We start from the raw sequence: 15489 nt of genomic DNA on the forward strand, positions 1-15489 counted from the left end.
AAAAACTAAATGATCCCCCACTCCCCGTAGGAAGCCTCGGCCGATTCATAAGTTGGGATCCGGTACCAGGGGCAGACGGATTCGTCGTAGAAGTTGCGAAGGACAATGTTTTCGGTAATATTATTTCATCGGTAACAATAGGTGGCAATCACACCAGCACGATCCTGCTCTTTCCGCCATTGCCCAACCAAACAAACTTATTTGTTCGGGTGCTACCCAAAAACAACTTGGCTTTTGGCATTTGCAGCAATGTGTGGCGGATCAAAATAGACGAAAGTGCCGCATTGCCCGCCATGAAATCCCCTGCAAACGGCACAACCTTCCCATTTAAAAACTTTGCCGCCGCCGGTTTTGATTGGATAAGCGGGACGCTGAACATGAATACGGTCGAGCATTTTGAACTTCACCTTACCCAAAAGACATCGGGGTTGACCTCCATTTTTACTTCGCAAGGCAAGACAATGCAATTATTCGTTCAGGATCCATTGATATTTAACGACCCACAAGGTTTACAGGCAAGGGTGCTTGCGGTAAACGCGCTTGGCGCAAAAACAGCTCTTTGCCAACCGTTTGATTACGTGATATGCCCTGATCACCCCGCAGTATTCTTCCCCGGTGATTTGGGCAAAGTCGATCCGACCAAAGATTTTAAAGTTGAGTGGTTTCCGAGCGAGTCGTTTCCTCCCGGCAGCCAGTTTTTAGTAACCATCAAAGAGGCCGGAATCAACGCATTGCCAGGATTCACGAACAAACCCACGACCGGCACTTTCATGCTCGTGTCCGCAGGTACGCTTATAAATGGCAAAAACTATACGGTAACTGTTAAAAATTCAGCCTCTTGCGCAGCATTATCATTGCCTGTAACCTTCTTTTCGGCTGTCGGTTCAGGTGGTTCAAATCAACCCCCGCAGCCTAAGCTTGTGAACTTCAAGATTGACTTAAAAGGCTTCCGCAACGATCCGGATGCATTATCGATTCCTCCTGCCTATGGGACATCCAATTATGAGCTCGGCATCGCACTCATCGACCCCGATGGCAATACGCTGGGACTTTTCGATCCAAATAGTATGCAGGTAACAAGCCTGCTTGTCGACTCTGAAAATTCAGGGGTAATCATTGTTGGCAACAATGTCCCCGAGGGGAAGTACAAACTGAGACTCAAATTGGCCAAAATTTTCCCGCCCAACACCTATTATCCGCTCGATCAACCCCGTTTCTCAGTTTTTCTCAACGACCAGGTTGTCGTTTTGAACCATGTCATTACGTTCGATATCTTCAATCCAGCGTCAAGCTTTGATGAATGGAAGGAAGGCTTCCAGTTCGCAGATATTATCCTGGATATCAAATAAATCTTAAAATCTAAACAAACACGCTATGAAAATCTCCCAATTACTATTAACCGCTGGCCTCCTTTCGGCTTCCGCGTTGACGGCCCACGCGCAACAAATCCGGTACAACACAAAGGCATTGACCATTAACCGCAACGGCGATTTCCTCACTGCCGTTGATGCATCGGGCAAGCACGTGGCTAATGTAGATCTCACCAAACCGGCATTAAAAGGCAAGGTCGTCGCATTCGTCTATTCCAGCAAAAAGAGAGAAGTAGAAAGCGAGGTAACCGAGCCAGCTACCAGCCTGACGCTCTTTCCAAACCCTGCCTCCAAAGAGGTCCGGCTTAATTTGAAAGGTAACTGGAAATATCCGGTTGCTGTGCAAATACTCGATCGTAGTGGGAATTCACTGCAAAACAACAGTATAGAATCTTCTGAGCGCATACTGAACATTTCGTCGCTTCGGCAAGGCATTTACATTTTGAAAGCCGAATCGGGAGAATCCAGAGCTGTGGAGAAACTGGTGGTGGAATAAATATTCATTTAAAACATTAGTCTGGTTATTAAAACAGAAGCCGCTCAATAATTGGCTTCTGTTTTAATCCCTGGTCGATGGAGGGAAATTACTGAAATCAATTGCTTACATTTAAGCATGATCAACTTCCTACCTATCCGCCATGAAGTACAGCGCTTCGCTCGACAACACGACTAAAATTATGACCGCAGCGATTACCCTAATATTCGCGGGAATCCTGGTTTATGAATTGCAAACATTTAACAGAAGTGAGCAAACAGGTTTTATCATTATTAGCGCCATTCTGGCAATCACTTATGGCTCGGCATATCTTTATCGCCCAACTGGTTACACAATCACGGAACATGAGCTAATTATCCACCGGCCTATTAATAATGTCCGCTATGCAAGAGAAGTATTGGAATCGGTTCAGGTAATCGTAAAAAAGGATTTGCAATTCACGATCCGGACTTTCGGTGTCGGCGGACTTTGGGGGTATTACGGGTATTTTTATAACTCGGTCTATGGTAAAATGATCTGGTTCATCACACGCCGCGACCATTTGGTATTAATTAAAACCGCCAACAAAAGGGCAATCCTCCTTTCACCGGACGACATCGACTCTTTCACTAACGAATTGAACCCTGTCGCACCGGTGATCAGTTAGCCTATTCGGTTACTTTGTTGCCAGATTCTTCGAAAAGAACGGCAGCATTTTCGTCTCGATCCGCTCGCCTATTTTATTGATGTGGTCGCCCTGGTATTCTTCATAAGAATGCTCGATTTTGTAATTGTCAAGCACCTGGTGCAGGATTTTGATATTGGAAGCAATCGGCTGGTCACGATCGCCGGCATCGAAACCGATCCCCTTCATTTGTTTTAAATTGGTAATATACTGATCAATGCTCGTCAGCGGCATGTTGGCGTTCCACTTGATTTCCGCGACGGGGTTGAGCTTCCCATTTTCTACAATCGCGTCGGTGTAGAATGGCGGGCGCAACGGGTTGGGCGACCAGGCGGCGGCATAGGCCAGGGCGGCTTTGGTCATAAAATCAGCCTTCGCGATGTCCTCGGGGGTTTTCACTGCCTCTATTTTGGCCAACGCTTCGGCAGAACGTGCGTTCCCTGGCGCCAGACAGCAAGGGCTCAGCAAGTAAATACTCGAAAATACCTCCGGGTGACGCTCACCGATGCGGATCGTGCCATAACCACCCATCGAATGTCCGGCCAAACCGCGACTAGCCGCTTTGGCAATCGTCCGGTAATGCTGATCAATGTAAGCGACGAGTTCTTTGGAAACAAAATCCTCCCAGTTGCCCGCCGTAATGGAATTGGAATAGTAGCTACCGCCGGTGCGCGTGAGCGCGTTGGGCGTGACGATGATCATCTCCTGCGCCTGACCCGAAGTAAACACCTTGTCGACAATCACAGGCAGATTGATCCAGTGTTTTACGAACCCATACCACTGCGTATCCGTGAAGCCGTGCAGCAAATACACAACCGGGTACCGGCGTTTCGACTCCTTTTTATAGCTCGGCGGCAGGTATATCGACACGTCGGGATCAGCCGGATTACCTTCCAGGTTCCCTTCCAGTGATTTGCCATGTACTTTAACGCGCTCCACCGATCCTTTGAGCGGCGATTGCCCGAATGCGAAAACAGGTGCAAGCAGGATCACAAGCAAAAAGGCGGTCAATCTTTTTCTTTTCATTGCAGATCAGGTTTGAATGTGCCCCAAATTAAGAAAGATTAACCGCCTGTAAAAAAGGTATTCAATGCGGATCAGTAATTAAACCGTTGTCCGTCCGATAACGTCGAAACGTGCCGCATCTTACCATGCCGGAAATCATTGTAAAGATCCTTGATTTCTTCCTGACGATCGGCAATGAACGGCCCGTGCGAAACGATACTGTCGTTCTGCGGCTCGCCCGCGTACAAGAGCACGCGCGCACCTCCCGCGCCTGCCGTGGCGCTCAACGTGCTTGACTCGCCCGCCGCGCCGCGGCTCAGCCAACCGATCTGGTTGATGTTCAAAACCTTCCTGTTATCACCTACCACCACATCTCCTTCAATGACATACAAAAAAGCATTGTACGAAGCCGGCAAAGTTTCGTTGATTGACACACCGCGTTGCAGCTGAATGTCGGCCAAGATGAGCGGCACATAATTCTTCACAGGCGAATGCAGCCCGGCAAAAGAACCGCTGTACAAAACCGTTTTCACGCCATTCTTTTCAACCACCGGCGCGTTTTCAAATGCGAGATCCTGCACTCTCGGCGTCGCCCAACGATCAGCTTTCGGCAGGTTCAGCCACATTTGCAGTAAGCGCATCCGCGATTTACCCTCAATCGTCTCGGTATGTACAATGCCGCTGCCTGCTGTCATCATTTGAAAATCCCCCTGTTTCATCCTGTGCGTTTCGTCGCCGATTTCGCCTTCCAGCAACAGCGAAACGGTTTCAAAGCCCGCATGCGGGTGCGGCCCTCCTGCCGGCTCGTCATCTTTCTTATCCAGGAAATCGTCCATGAGCAGAATGAATGGGTCGCTGTGTTCGAATTCACCGTAAACCACCGCCCGCGCAGTATGGTCCGGACCGAGAAACCCGGGTTGGGCAGGAGGTGTTTTAATGCTGATTATATTTCTGGCAATGCCTTGATTTTCCATGATCTGTTTTCCTTTTTGAATCCATGAAGCCATTTGTAGGCTTCTTTTAGTTAACAAAAAACAGCCCCCCTACCATCCATTCAACCCGCTATACATTTGGTTAGCGCAGCGTCAGGATGCCGCATTATGGGTTCCTTCAAGACCAATGGATGACAAAAAATTGTCAACAAATGTGAAAATCCGGCAAACAGCCAAATTCTTTCTGTCAACTTTTTGTTAAAATAAGTGACAGGGCTACGACACCCAACTCGTCAGCTCCACGCCATGTACCCATTAAAAATCCCATTCTACACTTCACAATGCAGTTTTATTCAGAACGTTTACGCTACGAAAAATTCACCCGCGACCATTTCGAAGATTACTTCCGGCTCGTTTCACAGCAGGATGTCATGCTGCATATCAGCGGCACCGGGCTCGACATGGAAGGCGCCCGCAAAAGATTTGAAAGATCGCTCCGCGCCGACGGCCAGCAAAGCGAGATGGGCTTTGTGGCTGTTTACGAGCAATGCAGCGATTTGTATGTTGGCCTAGGCAAAATCGTACCTTTCGAGGACGGTTTTACTGAAATAGGCTACGCATTACTCCCCGAATTCTGGGGCAAAGGTTACGCTTCCGAAATCACGAGCAGGCTCATCGCTTACGCCCGCGAATGCGGCAGCGTAGAGTCGCTTGTCGCCCTGGTAGCCCCCGAAAACCAGGCTTCCATTCATGTTCTTACCAAACAGCAGTTCCGCTTTTTCCGGGAAGTACCCGAAGGCGACGTGGTGCGGCATGATTACATTCTGGATTTGTAGCAAGGCGCATTGGTCCCACACCAAAACAATTCTGCTGTTAACTAAGAGATAGGCATTTGATAATTAAGTCGTTGCCGATTGAAAAGTCATGCGCTTTTTGACTTGCGCAGCCCCATATTTCTCTCGAATATGCATGCACCTTTAAAAAACGCAATGACTAATCATGAAAAAACTTGCAAGAAATGCCCTGTTATGGTGCGGATACGACGAAAGTCCCCGGATGCGGATTGCGTGCATAAAGGCACCTAAGACAGGGCTTTTATCAACACCTTTAAACGCAATAAATTATGAATGCACTATTATCCTCCATTGGCCCCGAAGATCGCATTTGCATGGCCTATGGCCGGGAAGTAAAAATGTTATTGAATGCGAGTGATCCAGCTTCCGGACGAACGACCCCGGAAAGGCCAACCCCTCTCCTTTTTTATTCCAATTGGCATAATTGTTTCCGTATCTCAAACCGTGCACTAACCACGAATAGTTACAGAAACGACACCATATGATTGGACAACCATATACTACACCTCAAACAATCGTCGTGGCCGGCGCGACGGGGCATCTCGGAACGTTGATCGTCCAGGAGCTTCTCGCGCGGCATGCGCACGTGAAGGCGCTCGTGCGAAGAGATACGCAGCTATCCAGGACAGCCCCGCTGGAAAAAGCAGGAGCAGTAGTGATCCCGGTCGATTACCGGAACACGGTGATGCTCACCGAAGCGCTCCGCAATGCGCAATGCATTGTTTCTGCATTGTCGGGTTTGCAGGAGGTGATCGTCGACACGCAAACCGACCTCCTGAAAGCCGCGTTGAATGCCGGCGTTCCGCGCTTCATTCCTTCCGACTATTGCATTGATTACACAAAACTGCCAAACGGCTCCAACCGTAACCTCGACCTCCGTCGCACGTTTGCGTCGGTCATAGACAACACGCCGATCCACGCTACGTCCATTCTCAATGGCATGTTTACGGACTTGCTCAAAGATCAGGCGCCACTGATCCTTCCCAAACTGAATCGCGTGATTTACTGGGGCAATGCCGACCAGCCCATGGATTTCACGACCATGGCCAACACCGCTGGATTTACAGCCGCCGCCGCATTGGATTCGCAGGCGCCGAGGTTCCTGCGCGTTGCAGGTGAGATAGCAACCATACGGGACGTGCAAAGGGCAGCCAGCCAGGCTTATGGGAAGGAGTTTCGTTTGTGGAGGATCGGCGGATTGGGCTTTCTCGCAACGATGATCCACATCATGCGCACCATTGCGCCCGCCCGGGACGAAGTATTTCCGCCCTGGCAGGGCATGCAGTACCTTCATGACATGCTCAGCGGCTTGCCGAAATTGGAGCCGCTGGATAATGCACGTTATCCGGAAATTAAATGGACAAGGATTCGGGAGGTATTGGCCGATTAGTTTCCTTCCAAAAACTCCCTGACGAGCGTCGCCGTGATCTCCGGCTGCCTGCTGCCCGCTTTCGCGGTACAAATCTCACCCAGCAATGCACCATGCACGCCGGGAAGGATCACGAGCTCCGCCTTCGGAATCAGCTTGGAGATTTCGACAATGTGCTCGGTTTTGATCACATCCTTGTCGCCCGTCATGATCAATGCAGGCGCTTGTATGCGCGTGAGGTCGCTTTGGGGCCAGTCGGCGAAGGTCCGGCGGCGCTCGCGGTCTTTGTTGAACATCGTTTGGAGGCCCTTGGGATCGGGATTCACTTTGAGATAATATTCTTTCAATGGCGCAGGCATATTATCGAGCGATGCATTATCCATCATTTCGAAAAAACCGTCGATCATCCCGGCGCGGGTGTAGTTGGAAGCTACGACGATGATCTTGTTAATCAGTTCGGGGTGGCGGCCGGCGAGCTGCATGGTTGTACAGCCGCCGTCGCTGAAACCGAGGATGTTGGCTTTCCCTACTTTCAGGTAGCGAAGCAATGCAGCCACATCATCCGCATCCTGCTGAAACGACTCGGGCGCGTCGCGGTCGCTCGTGCGCCCATGGGCCTGCAACTCAACGGCAATGAGCTTACTGAATGCAGCAAGCTTGGGCAGAATGTTACCGAACGTCGTTTCGATCGTCGAGCCGCCGCCGTGAATGAGTACCAGCGGAATAGCACCGTCACCGTAAATCTCATAATACATTTTCAGCCCGTTCACGGGCGCATAACCGGTTGCTTTTGGCTGTTCCATATGAGTTTGTTGTGCTTGAACGGATAAATTCAGCATTGTGCCGAGCAATGTAGCGGCCAGCGTTTTCATGGCTGCGGTGTAGCTTTCCTGCGTTCCAGATACACCGACAGCTTATCGACATTCTGTTTCAAACCTTCCGCCGCGTTGGCCGACTTCACGATACGGATCATTTGCTCCGCCGATTCGAACAGCATATGCCAGCGCAGAAACGTCTCCTCACCCTGTGCTTCAAACGCTACCGTGGTCAGAAAGTTAGGCGCAAAATGCTGGTATACAATCTTTTTTAAGGGAATAACTTCTTTAAATATACTCCTGTTCTGATAATCTTTTCCATCGGGGCCGTGCATGACAAGCTCCCAAACGCCGCCCGGCACAAGGTCCATTGTCGTGATCGTATTCGTAAAACCGTTGGGCCCCCACCATTTGGCAATGTGCTCCGGCTGGGTCCATACCTCCCACACCAGCTCCACGGGCGCGTTCAGTTTGCGGGTAATGATCAGTTCGCGGTCGTGCGTGCTGCTTTTTTCATTTTCCATATCGCTCTTTTTTTAGTTGTTCCAAATAGTTTTCCAATGAATCCAATTTGCTCTCCCAATGCTTTTTGTACTGCTCCACCCACACCGACACCTCGCTGAGGCTATCCAGGCGGGCTTCACAAATGTGATCCCTCCCCTCTTTCCGGATAAAAATCAGCCCGCAATCGCTCAGGATTTTGACGTGCAGCGAAATCGCCTGCCGGGTCACATCAAACTGCTCGGCAATGGCATTCACATTCTGGGGCTGCTCGGCCAGCATACCGATGATCGCCCGGCGCGTGGGGTCGGCAATGGCCTGATATACATCTCTTCGTGCTCTCATAACATGCAAGTATTTGCTTGCAAATATATGTGCAAGTATTTACTTGCGCAATATTTATTTGTTAATTTTGAAGTCTCGGAAAAAGGGCTTCAATTTGTCGCGACCGCCCCCTGTGAATGTCCGTTTTAGGGAGCATGCGTGACGGTGCAAGTCCATACTTTTGCATCCGTCAACAATCTAAAATCAAGTCCAATCACCTTTAAATCTTTTAGCTATGCCCAAAATCAATCCTTACCTCAACTTCGACGGAACTGCGGAAGAGGCTTTCAATTTCTACAAGTCCGTGTTCGGCGGAGAATTCACAGGTGTTCACAGAATGGACGGCGCACCTGGAACTGAGAATTTGCCCGAAAGCGAAAGAAACCGCATCATGCACATTTCCCTTCCAGTGGGTGACGAGTTGCTGATGGCTTCGGACATTATGCCTTCCATGGGCCAGACGCTCAAAGTCGGCAACAATAACTACATTTCTATTTTCCCCGACAGCCGCGAGCAGGCCGACGAGTTTTTCAATGGCCTATCGGTAGGCGGTACCATCGAAATGCCGATGGAAGACCAATTCTGGGGCGATTATTTCGGCGCTTTCCAGGATAAGTTCGGTGTAAACTGGATGATCAATTTCCCCGCGCAGCAAGGCGCATAATGTACAGTTGTAATGCAAAAGGCCGGTTCCCGAAGATGCGGACCGGCCTTTTTCTATTGAAATCCCTTCCATTACTTTCCCGTATTATCCTTTTCGGCATAATACCGCTGCACAAAAGCGACCCAATCCTTCTCGCCCGCAGGAATCCTTACGTCAGGCGAGAAGCCCACATTATCGATTCGAAATTCCCGCACCCAGCCATTACGGCCCCACGGTATAGCCAGGCTGAATGTTCCGTCGCAGAGATCAAAATTCTGATCCGAGCCATAATCCATAACGCCGTGCGAATTAGCCCCGAAAGTAGTTACTTTTTTACTTTGTGATCCCTCATAGATAAAAAACTCCGTTGCGCTGCCGCAGCCTTTGTCCATCAGGAAAGCAATGTGCCGCGGATATACCGTAGGATCAATGTCGTAGGTACGCTGCAAATCCTCACCGTCGGTTACGAGCTTGCCCGGGTTTTCCTTCACTGCCTTCAACAGCCGCTGCGCCCTCGCATAGTAAGGGTTAGTGGTGTCTTTTTGTGATTTGAGTTCTCTTTCCATGGAGGCGATATACTCCCTGCTCGACCGGTAATCCCACGACGGATAGACAATCGGGTTTGTGTAGATCAGCTTAGCCATTTCGTCGGAAGTACCGGCATTGCCGCCACCATTGCCACGCAGATCGAAGATCAAATAGGGTGTTTTCGCCAAAAGTGCCTTGTTGGCAACCAGGATGCTGTCCACCTGGTTAACTTCCCGCTGGTTGAACACGCCCAGTTTCAAATAGAGAAAATCGGCACTCAGCTGTTTGAACTGCACCAGATCCGTGCTCGTAGTATGGCCATGCGTGGCAGCCGCACCCTGGCCTTTCCATTCCTGCCAGATCATGAAAACATGACTATCCTTGAAAAAGCCGGTGTAATCTTGCAGGATTTTTAGGCATTCGCCCTCTGTTTTTGCGCCAGGTGCGCGGCGGCGGAGGTCTTTGACCAGTTTATCATAAGCGGGACGTGCCTGTGCTGTCACTTTATCGTCAAATCCGGCGTAAATGCGGCCTACCTTGTCGATGGCCTGTTCCAAAGTGCCTTCGCAGCCGCATTTGGCAGTCAGTAACTTCGATTGCGCATGATCGGATTGCGCCATGGCCGCGTTCATCTGGCATAGCAGACCGAACATGCAGATTTTCAATAAATAAAGAGATTTCATTGCGTCAGGTGATGTAACTGTTTTTGATTTAAATGAAAAGGTTTGCTACTTTCATGCGGTTACCTTCGGCCGTAAGACCGTCACAAATCTGATCCCGCATGTCCCAGACACTTCGCTGCGCCATTATTGAGGACGAACCGCTGGCGCAGGAACTGCTAGAAAAATATGTCCGCCGAGTTTCGTTCCTGAAACTGGCAGGTACGTTCGACGACGCGATCGTCGCATTTACCGAATTGCCCGCACTCGCGCCTCATATCATTTTCCTGGACATCAACATGCCCGAAATGACCGGCATCGAGTTCCTGAAAGCCCTGCCCGCGCCGCACCCGGTTGTGATCATGACCACCGCCAACCCAAACCATGCCCTCGACGGCTTTGAACTGGGCGTAGCCGATTACCTGCTGAAACCCATTACTTTCGACCGGTTCCTGAAAGCGATCGGCCGCGTTCGCGAACGGTTTCCGGCGATGGCCGAGGTTTCTGAAAAACCGGCAGCTCAGGTCACTTCGTCCACAGCCGTTTCACAGCAGGAACCTTTCGTAGCCGAACTCACCTTTGCCTATTTCAAAACCGACAAACGCATTGAACAGGTACTTTTTGCGGATATCGAGTATGTGGAAGCATTGGGCGACTACCTGCGAATTTTCCTGTCCGACCGGAACATCGTTACCCATTTGACCGTCAAGAAACTGCTCGAAATACTCCCCGCCGGGCTTTTCGTTCGTGTACACCGGTCTTATATCGTACAGCTTCAACATATCCGGAGCATGGAGGGCAATATGCTCCGCCTGTCTTCCGGGAAGGAGCTGCTGATCGGCCCCAATTACCGGGATGAGGTCCGGAACCTGCTGAAAAAGTGGCTTGCCAATTCATGATATCCGCCTGTTTTTAGCTGCATTCAAATGCAAAACGAAGGTATCGCACCAGCATCAGGGAACTGAATTTATTCGACGAACCTGCCCGCGTTTTCGGTAAAAGCCTGGTTTGCATTTTGATCGAAAATCCGGCAGTACTTATCGAAACAATGCGCCTGGCAACGCTGAAAGAAGATAATTTAGCATGCATTCAAAAATCGCACATGGCTCAACGCATCCTCAACCTTATCACAGATGAAAACCGCTACCGCGGCCTTACCCGCATTGCTTTCCATGGCCTGCTGATCGTCGGCGTATTACTGCTGATCATTTCCGCCTACCTCCCGTGGTTTCTCTACCCCGCATCACCCACGGATCTTCCGTTCAAGACGTATGCCGGGCCAATTTTGCGGGATGCGTTTTGTGTAATGGTGCAGTATTATATGCTGGTGTACCTGGTGAAGCATTACGCACGGAAGCCGCTCGTATTGATCCCGGGATTTGCAGCTTACTATTTTGTGGTTTTCACGTGCTACTATTATGCATCTTATGTGGTGAAGCATTACTTCGGCTTACCTGATGATTATACAGGCTCTATTAACCACTTCGAACAGCTGTCGTTCAGCGAAGCGTTGTTCCACCCTATCACCTTTTTCCATTTATTGTTCATCATTGAAAGAGCATTTTATCCGCTGGCTCTGAGGTTGTTGATAGAGGTTTACCGTCGGCACACTCGAAATCTTAAACTGGAAAAGCAATACACACGCCTCGAACTGGATTTCCTCAAAAGCCAGGTCAATCCCCATTTTCTTTTTAATGTATTGAACAGCATTTACGTGCTCACGGAGGAGGACAACCCGCGCGCGGCCCGCATTGTAGATCAGCTTTCGGCCATGATGCGGTATTCCCTATACGAGACCGACGGTGCCCTCGTGCCTCTTCATAAAGAGCTGTCGTTCATCCGCGATTACGTCGGCCTGGAACAGCTCCGGACCTCCAAACGGCTGCAACTCGAACTGGTATTCCCTGCACAGCCTGATGAAAATTTGCAGATCGCACCGTTCATACTGATCGCTTTCGTGGAGAACGCATTCAAACATGGCGTGCACAATACCACCCGGAAATCGTGGGTTAAACTGGAAATCCGTTTGAAAAACAGAGAACTGACTTTGATGATCAGCAACCAGAAGACACCCAATGCCCCGCAACAAACGGGGGGAATCGGTTTAATGAACGTGCGCAAACGGCTGGATGCATTATATCCCGGTCACGAACTGACGATCCTGAACGAGAGCAAAGCCTATCATATTCATTTAAAAATCAAATTGACCAGAAGTACCACGACCAGCGATATCCTTCGTCACACACTCGCCTGATTATTCTTTATGCTGCGCAAACATCCATTCCATGATTCCCTCCTTGCGTACATTCTCCCAGATCCCATGGCCGGCGAACTCGTATTCGGTGTATTTCGGGTTGCCGCCGGCTTTGCGGATCGCAGCGATCATATCGCGTGAATGCGCCACAGGGGCGAGCTTGTCACGGGCACCGTGAAAAGCCCAAATCGGTACATTCACCAGCTTCGGGGCATATTTCGGCTCGCCTCCGCCGCAAATGGGGATCGCCGCGGCAAACATCTCGGGATGGGCGCTGATGAAGTGCCACGAGCCATAACCTCCTCCGGAAACACCCAGGACGTAAATACGTTTACGATCGATCGGCAGCTGGCCCTGCAATTGCCGGATCGTCCTGAAAACGAGCGAATCCACACTTGCATTCCCGTACGCGCCGCTGAAACCCATGTTACGCGGACTTTGGGGCATAAAAATGAATGCAGGATACTTGGTTCTGGTAGGCAGTTCCATAAGAAACGGGGCGGGATCGGCCGACAGCTGCTGCATATTGTCATTCCCGTGCGCACCTCCGTGATGCAGGCACACGATGAGCGGATACTGTTTGGTCGAATCGTAGTCGAGCGGTTTGAGCAGGCGGTAAGGCAAGGAATCACCGCTTTTATCGACAAAATGATACGATTCCATGGCCTTCGAACGACGTATGTCGGTAGCTGAGGGCTTGTAAGGCATGCTGTACCGTAATGCTTCCACAGAAAAGTTGAACCCCAGAAACAGCAGCCCGACGAATGCAGTCAGTTTCACGAGTGCGGGAATAGTGGGGGCTGGCCGGTTGTCGGTAACCGCCAACCGCTCGTTTTCCCGATAAAAATGAATGAGAATGCAGAGCGGCACGGTCAATTCGAAAAACGAAACCCACCTGCTCGTCTTATCAAGCAGCAGTTTTGTGCTGCCTTCGCCAGTCTGAAAGTAGAGCAAAAATATAGTGGTAAGTAAAAGCGAGAAAAGTACCATCAGGATACCGCTGATCCTCAACCACCTGTTCTCCCCTGCTTTTGTGAATATCAGGGTTAAGCCCCATAACACGGCCGTACCAAAAATCGTGAGCGTCACGGCATGGTAATGCTCCTGGTAAAATACCCGCAGCTCGCGGTTGAGGATCAACAGATATTGAAAGAGTACAGTCACGCATGAAACCACGCACGCGATGGCTGCCAGCCCGTACCGCTGATGCAGCAGATAGCGTACTACGGCTCCATTGGTCACCACGAACACCCCAAGAACCAGCCAAACCCAGGAATTGAATGATTCCAGGCCCATCATCGCGGATCCGATAACCAGCAACGCCACCGACTGGATCACCGAAACAATAACCAGGATCGACAGAAAGAAAATAATGAAGGAATAAAACTCCTTGCTGAGCGGCTTGGATGTCATGACAGGAAGCGGTTGGTGAAGGAAATGTTATGCGTATTCTAATAAAGAAAACATCCTTCACGATTTCACTTTCTCCTACACAGTCGGCTTGTCGTCAGTTTAAGTGGCCAATCATTACAAATAATTCATTAATAAATACTAAAATCACTACATTTCTATTATCTAATTGACTTGGCTACATAACCTCAATCGATCCTTCATATCAAAACCAATTAACGGCTATGAAAAACACGTGTGTTAAAACATTTGTATTGATTTTAATAACCACCCATTTCCTAGCTCCGAAAGCCATGTCGCAATCGGCACCTGCGGATACACCCAGCGATTACTTTAATCGTTTTAACACATTCACTCAAAAAAATCTGAATGAAGCCTCGGCATTACTCAATATTCGAAAACTGGCATCGAATAAGAAGGCGATCGAATCCGTTAGATTTATTATACACAACTCCTATGCACAGGTGGTTATCAATCGTCCTTTTCCACCCGGGATGGACAGCACTGTAATCCGCGAACGAATGAGGGTACGGGACTTCAACAAAATACTGCTAATCAAGATTATGGAGGACACCAGCAAGGTGCTACCCCAAACAACTAACACGCTTTTTCTCTATTCCAAAATTGAAGATGCTGCTGGAAACAGTGCCCAGTTGGCCCGTCTCACGGAACAATTCATTCAAGAAGAATTGTCGGATTCCGATATTTACTCCAACCGTGCCGGCCGATATGGGTTGATGATTTATAAAAAGATCAATTCAATACCGGAATTGAAATCGCTATCCCAAAAACTTGTTCAGACAGTGTATAATCATCTTGAAAAAGGGCAAATACCGGCTTCGGAAACACTCGATCGGTTCAAGTCGGAGGAGCGTGCATGGTACAGATATCTTTATGCCTATGCTAATTATCTTCAATCTGGAAAAGAAACAGATTTGTCCAAAAAGAAGGACTATCTCAAAAAAGCGTTCGATTATAGTCCTGATCTGGCCGACATCAATCGCAAGACGGCTTATTTCTATGATATGATTTTGATCCTGGAAAAAGAGAAAGATTCTTTTCGGGATGACTACCTGACATTCTTAATTGATCATGCCGCAAATCAGAAAGATTTACTTTCCGTTTTATTACAAATCACATTGCAGCAGCCGGAATACAAAGAAAAGCTCAAAGCTGCCTACATTAAAGTAAAAGGTAGTGACGCAAATTTTGGAAAATATTGGATAGAAAATGTCAATCAGCATGCGAAAGCAGCCCATCCTATTTCGCTATCGATGCTTGACAAATCGACGTTTTCGAGCAAATCCGGAGCAGGCAAATGGCTGCTGGTTGACTTTTGGGGCACCTGGTGCGGACCCTGCTGCAGCGAACATCCCGATATGCAAAAATTCTACGATTCGACGCTCAAAAATAACGCCGACAAAATCACGTTCTTGACAATCGCCTGTCACGATACCGAGGATAAAGTAGTGAATTACATGGCCGAAAAGAAATTTACGTTCCCGGTAGCGATGTCGGATAATCAAATTGAAAAAACCTACAAGGTGGCCGGTTACCCTACCAAGCTGTTAGTAACCCCGGAAGGTAAGTACCTTATCGTCCCTTTCGGCGCGGATTGGGTCAGTTTTGTGAAACATTACGTTGATCTTTGACGCCTTCACGGCA

The 15489-nt window shown here is 49.2% G+C and carries 16 protein-coding genes; 9 read left to right on the plus strand and 7 right to left on the minus strand.

Translation table 11 applies throughout. The annotated features are described in order from the left end of the window. Nucleotides 1–227: 227 nt before the first annotated feature. The 3 genes from CLV60_RS17225 (at nucleotide 228) to CLV60_RS17235 (ending at nucleotide 2512) form a co-directional block, all read left to right on the plus strand. On the plus strand, nucleotides 228–1349 hold the full coding sequence (locus CLV60_RS17225; protein WP_146151567.1) for a hypothetical protein: 1122 nt from the start codon (nucleotides 228–230) through the stop codon (nucleotides 1347–1349). 25 nt (nucleotides 1350–1374) lie between these two features. After that, nucleotides 1375–1866 (plus strand): T9SS type A sorting domain-containing protein, encoded by a 492-nt coding sequence (locus tag CLV60_RS17230; protein WP_106596622.1) that lies wholly within the window; start codon nucleotides 1375–1377, stop codon nucleotides 1864–1866. A 142-nt stretch (nucleotides 1867–2008) separates the two neighbouring features. Continuing rightward, nucleotides 2009–2512 carry a PH domain-containing protein gene (locus CLV60_RS17235; protein ID WP_106596623.1) on the plus strand — a complete coding sequence of 168 codons (504 nt, stop codon included), beginning with the start codon at nucleotides 2009–2011 and terminating at the stop codon, nucleotides 2510–2512. A gap of 9 nt (nucleotides 2513–2521) precedes the next feature. Here the strand turns inward: CLV60_RS17235 and CLV60_RS17240 are convergent, their stop codons facing one another. After that, nucleotides 2522–3556 (minus strand): alpha/beta hydrolase, encoded by a 1035-nt coding sequence (locus CLV60_RS17240; protein WP_106596624.1) that lies wholly within the window; start codon nucleotides 3554–3556, stop codon nucleotides 2522–2524. A 71-nt stretch (nucleotides 3557–3627) separates the two neighbouring features. Then, complete coding sequence (locus CLV60_RS17245; protein WP_229211012.1) at nucleotides 3628–4542, minus strand: pirin family protein; 915 nt, start codon at nucleotides 4540–4542, stop codon at nucleotides 3628–3630. Nucleotides 4543–4808: 266 nt separating this feature from the next. Between CLV60_RS17245 and CLV60_RS17250 the strand changes: the two genes are divergently transcribed. Continuing rightward, on the plus strand, nucleotides 4809–5303 hold the full coding sequence (locus tag CLV60_RS17250) for a GNAT family N-acetyltransferase (RefSeq protein ID WP_106596625.1): 495 nt from the start codon (nucleotides 4809–4811) through the stop codon (nucleotides 5301–5303). A gap of 499 nt (nucleotides 5304–5802) precedes the next feature. Further along, nucleotides 5803–6711 (plus strand): NmrA family NAD(P)-binding protein, encoded by a 909-nt coding sequence (locus CLV60_RS17255; RefSeq protein ID WP_106596626.1) that lies wholly within the window; start codon nucleotides 5803–5805, stop codon nucleotides 6709–6711. Here CLV60_RS17255 and CLV60_RS17260 read toward each other — a convergent pair. From CLV60_RS17260 to CLV60_RS17270, 3 genes are all read right to left on the minus strand, one after another. Continuing rightward, a complete protein-coding gene (locus CLV60_RS17260) occupies nucleotides 6708–7493 on the minus strand; it encodes an alpha/beta fold hydrolase (RefSeq protein WP_106596864.1) in 786 nt (261 codons plus the stop codon). The two genes, CLV60_RS17255 and CLV60_RS17260, sit on opposite strands and share 4 nt — an antisense overlap. Before the next feature lie 65 nt (nucleotides 7494–7558). Then, nucleotides 7559–8029: an SRPBCC family protein gene (locus tag CLV60_RS17265; protein WP_106596627.1), complete on the minus strand. Its 471-nt coding sequence runs from the start codon at nucleotides 8027–8029 to the stop codon at nucleotides 7559–7561. After that, a complete protein-coding gene (locus CLV60_RS17270) occupies nucleotides 8019–8351 on the minus strand; it encodes an ArsR/SmtB family transcription factor (RefSeq protein WP_106596628.1) in 333 nt (110 codons plus the stop codon). The genes CLV60_RS17265 and CLV60_RS17270 overlap by 11 nt, the downstream gene beginning before the upstream one ends. 214 nt (nucleotides 8352–8565) lie before the next feature. Here CLV60_RS17270 and CLV60_RS17275 point away from each other — a divergent pair, with 214 nt between their 5' ends. After that, nucleotides 8566–8994: a VOC family protein gene (locus CLV60_RS17275; protein ID WP_106596629.1), complete on the plus strand. Its 429-nt coding sequence runs from the start codon at nucleotides 8566–8568 to the stop codon at nucleotides 8992–8994. 71 nt (nucleotides 8995–9065) lie between these two features. On the opposite strand, the gene CLV60_RS17280 is transcribed toward CLV60_RS17275, so the two are convergent. Then, nucleotides 9066–10184, minus strand: a complete 1119-nt coding sequence (locus CLV60_RS17280; RefSeq protein WP_106596630.1) for a S41 family peptidase — start codon at nucleotides 10182–10184, stop codon at nucleotides 9066–9068. A gap of 98 nt (nucleotides 10185–10282) precedes the next feature. On the opposite strand from CLV60_RS17280, the gene CLV60_RS17285 reads away from it, so the two are divergent. Next, a complete protein-coding gene (locus tag CLV60_RS17285; protein ID WP_106596631.1) occupies nucleotides 10283–11059 on the plus strand; it encodes a LytR/AlgR family response regulator transcription factor in 777 nt (258 codons plus the stop codon). 203 nt (nucleotides 11060–11262) lie between these two features. Beyond that, entirely contained in the window at nucleotides 11263–12414 is a 1152-nt protein-coding gene (locus CLV60_RS17290) for a sensor histidine kinase (protein ID WP_170118803.1), read from the plus strand. Here CLV60_RS17290 and CLV60_RS17295 read toward each other — a convergent pair whose 3' ends face one another. Next, complete coding sequence (locus CLV60_RS17295) at nucleotides 12415–13827, minus strand: dienelactone hydrolase family protein (RefSeq protein ID WP_106596633.1); 1413 nt, start codon at nucleotides 13825–13827, stop codon at nucleotides 12415–12417. A 221-nt stretch (nucleotides 13828–14048) separates the two neighbouring features. Here CLV60_RS17295 and CLV60_RS17300 point away from each other — a divergent pair, with 221 nt between their 5' ends. Beyond that, nucleotides 14049–15476: a TlpA family protein disulfide reductase gene (locus CLV60_RS17300; RefSeq protein ID WP_106596634.1), complete on the plus strand. Its 1428-nt coding sequence runs from the start codon at nucleotides 14049–14051 to the stop codon at nucleotides 15474–15476. The last annotated feature ends 13 nt before the right edge of the window (nucleotides 15477–15489 follow it).

The sequence above is a fragment of the Dyadobacter jiangsuensis genome, assembly GCF_003014695.1.
Classification (GTDB): Bacteria; Bacteroidota; Bacteroidia; order Cytophagales; family Spirosomataceae; genus Dyadobacter; species Dyadobacter jiangsuensis.

Excerpts from the sequence above, each read along its gene's own strand:
- CLV60_RS17245 (WP_229211012.1), bottom strand. The coding sequence starts at position 4,542 with ATGGCTTCATGGATTCAAAAAGGAAAACAGATCATGGAAAATCAAGGC.
- CLV60_RS17255 (WP_106596626.1), top strand. The coding sequence starts at position 5,803 with ATGATTGGACAACCATATACTACACCTCAAACAATCGTCGTGGCCGGC.
- CLV60_RS17260 (WP_106596864.1), bottom strand. The coding sequence starts at position 7,493 with ATGGAACAGCCAAAAGCAACCGGTTATGCGCCCGTGAACGGGCTGAAA.
- CLV60_RS17300 (WP_106596634.1), top strand. The coding sequence starts at position 14,049 with ATGAAAAACACGTGTGTTAAAACATTTGTATTGATTTTAATAACCACC.
- CLV60_RS17240 (WP_106596624.1), bottom strand. The coding sequence starts at position 3,556 with ATGAAAAGAAAAAGATTGACCGCCTTTTTGCTTGTGATCCTGCTTGCA.
- CLV60_RS17290 (WP_170118803.1), top strand. The coding sequence starts at position 11,263 with ATGGCTCAACGCATCCTCAACCTTATCACAGATGAAAACCGCTACCGC.
- CLV60_RS17275 (WP_106596629.1), top strand. The coding sequence starts at position 8,566 with ATGCCCAAAATCAATCCTTACCTCAACTTCGACGGAACTGCGGAAGAG.
- CLV60_RS17295 (WP_106596633.1), bottom strand. The coding sequence starts at position 13,827 with ATGACATCCAAGCCGCTCAGCAAGGAGTTTTATTCCTTCATTATTTTC.
- CLV60_RS17285 (WP_106596631.1), top strand. The coding sequence starts at position 10,283 with ATGTCCCAGACACTTCGCTGCGCCATTATTGAGGACGAACCGCTGGCG.
- CLV60_RS17250 (WP_106596625.1), top strand. The coding sequence starts at position 4,809 with ATGCAGTTTTATTCAGAACGTTTACGCTACGAAAAATTCACCCGCGAC.
- CLV60_RS17230 (WP_106596622.1), top strand. The coding sequence starts at position 1,375 with ATGAAAATCTCCCAATTACTATTAACCGCTGGCCTCCTTTCGGCTTCC.
- CLV60_RS17265 (WP_106596627.1), bottom strand. The coding sequence starts at position 8,029 with ATGGAAAATGAAAAAAGCAGCACGCACGACCGCGAACTGATCATTACC.
- CLV60_RS17235 (WP_106596623.1), top strand. The coding sequence starts at position 2,009 with ATGAAGTACAGCGCTTCGCTCGACAACACGACTAAAATTATGACCGCA.
- CLV60_RS17270 (WP_106596628.1), bottom strand. The coding sequence starts at position 8,351 with ATGAGAGCACGAAGAGATGTATATCAGGCCATTGCCGACCCCACGCGC.
- CLV60_RS17280 (WP_106596630.1), bottom strand. The coding sequence starts at position 10,184 with ATGAAATCTCTTTATTTATTGAAAATCTGCATGTTCGGTCTGCTATGC.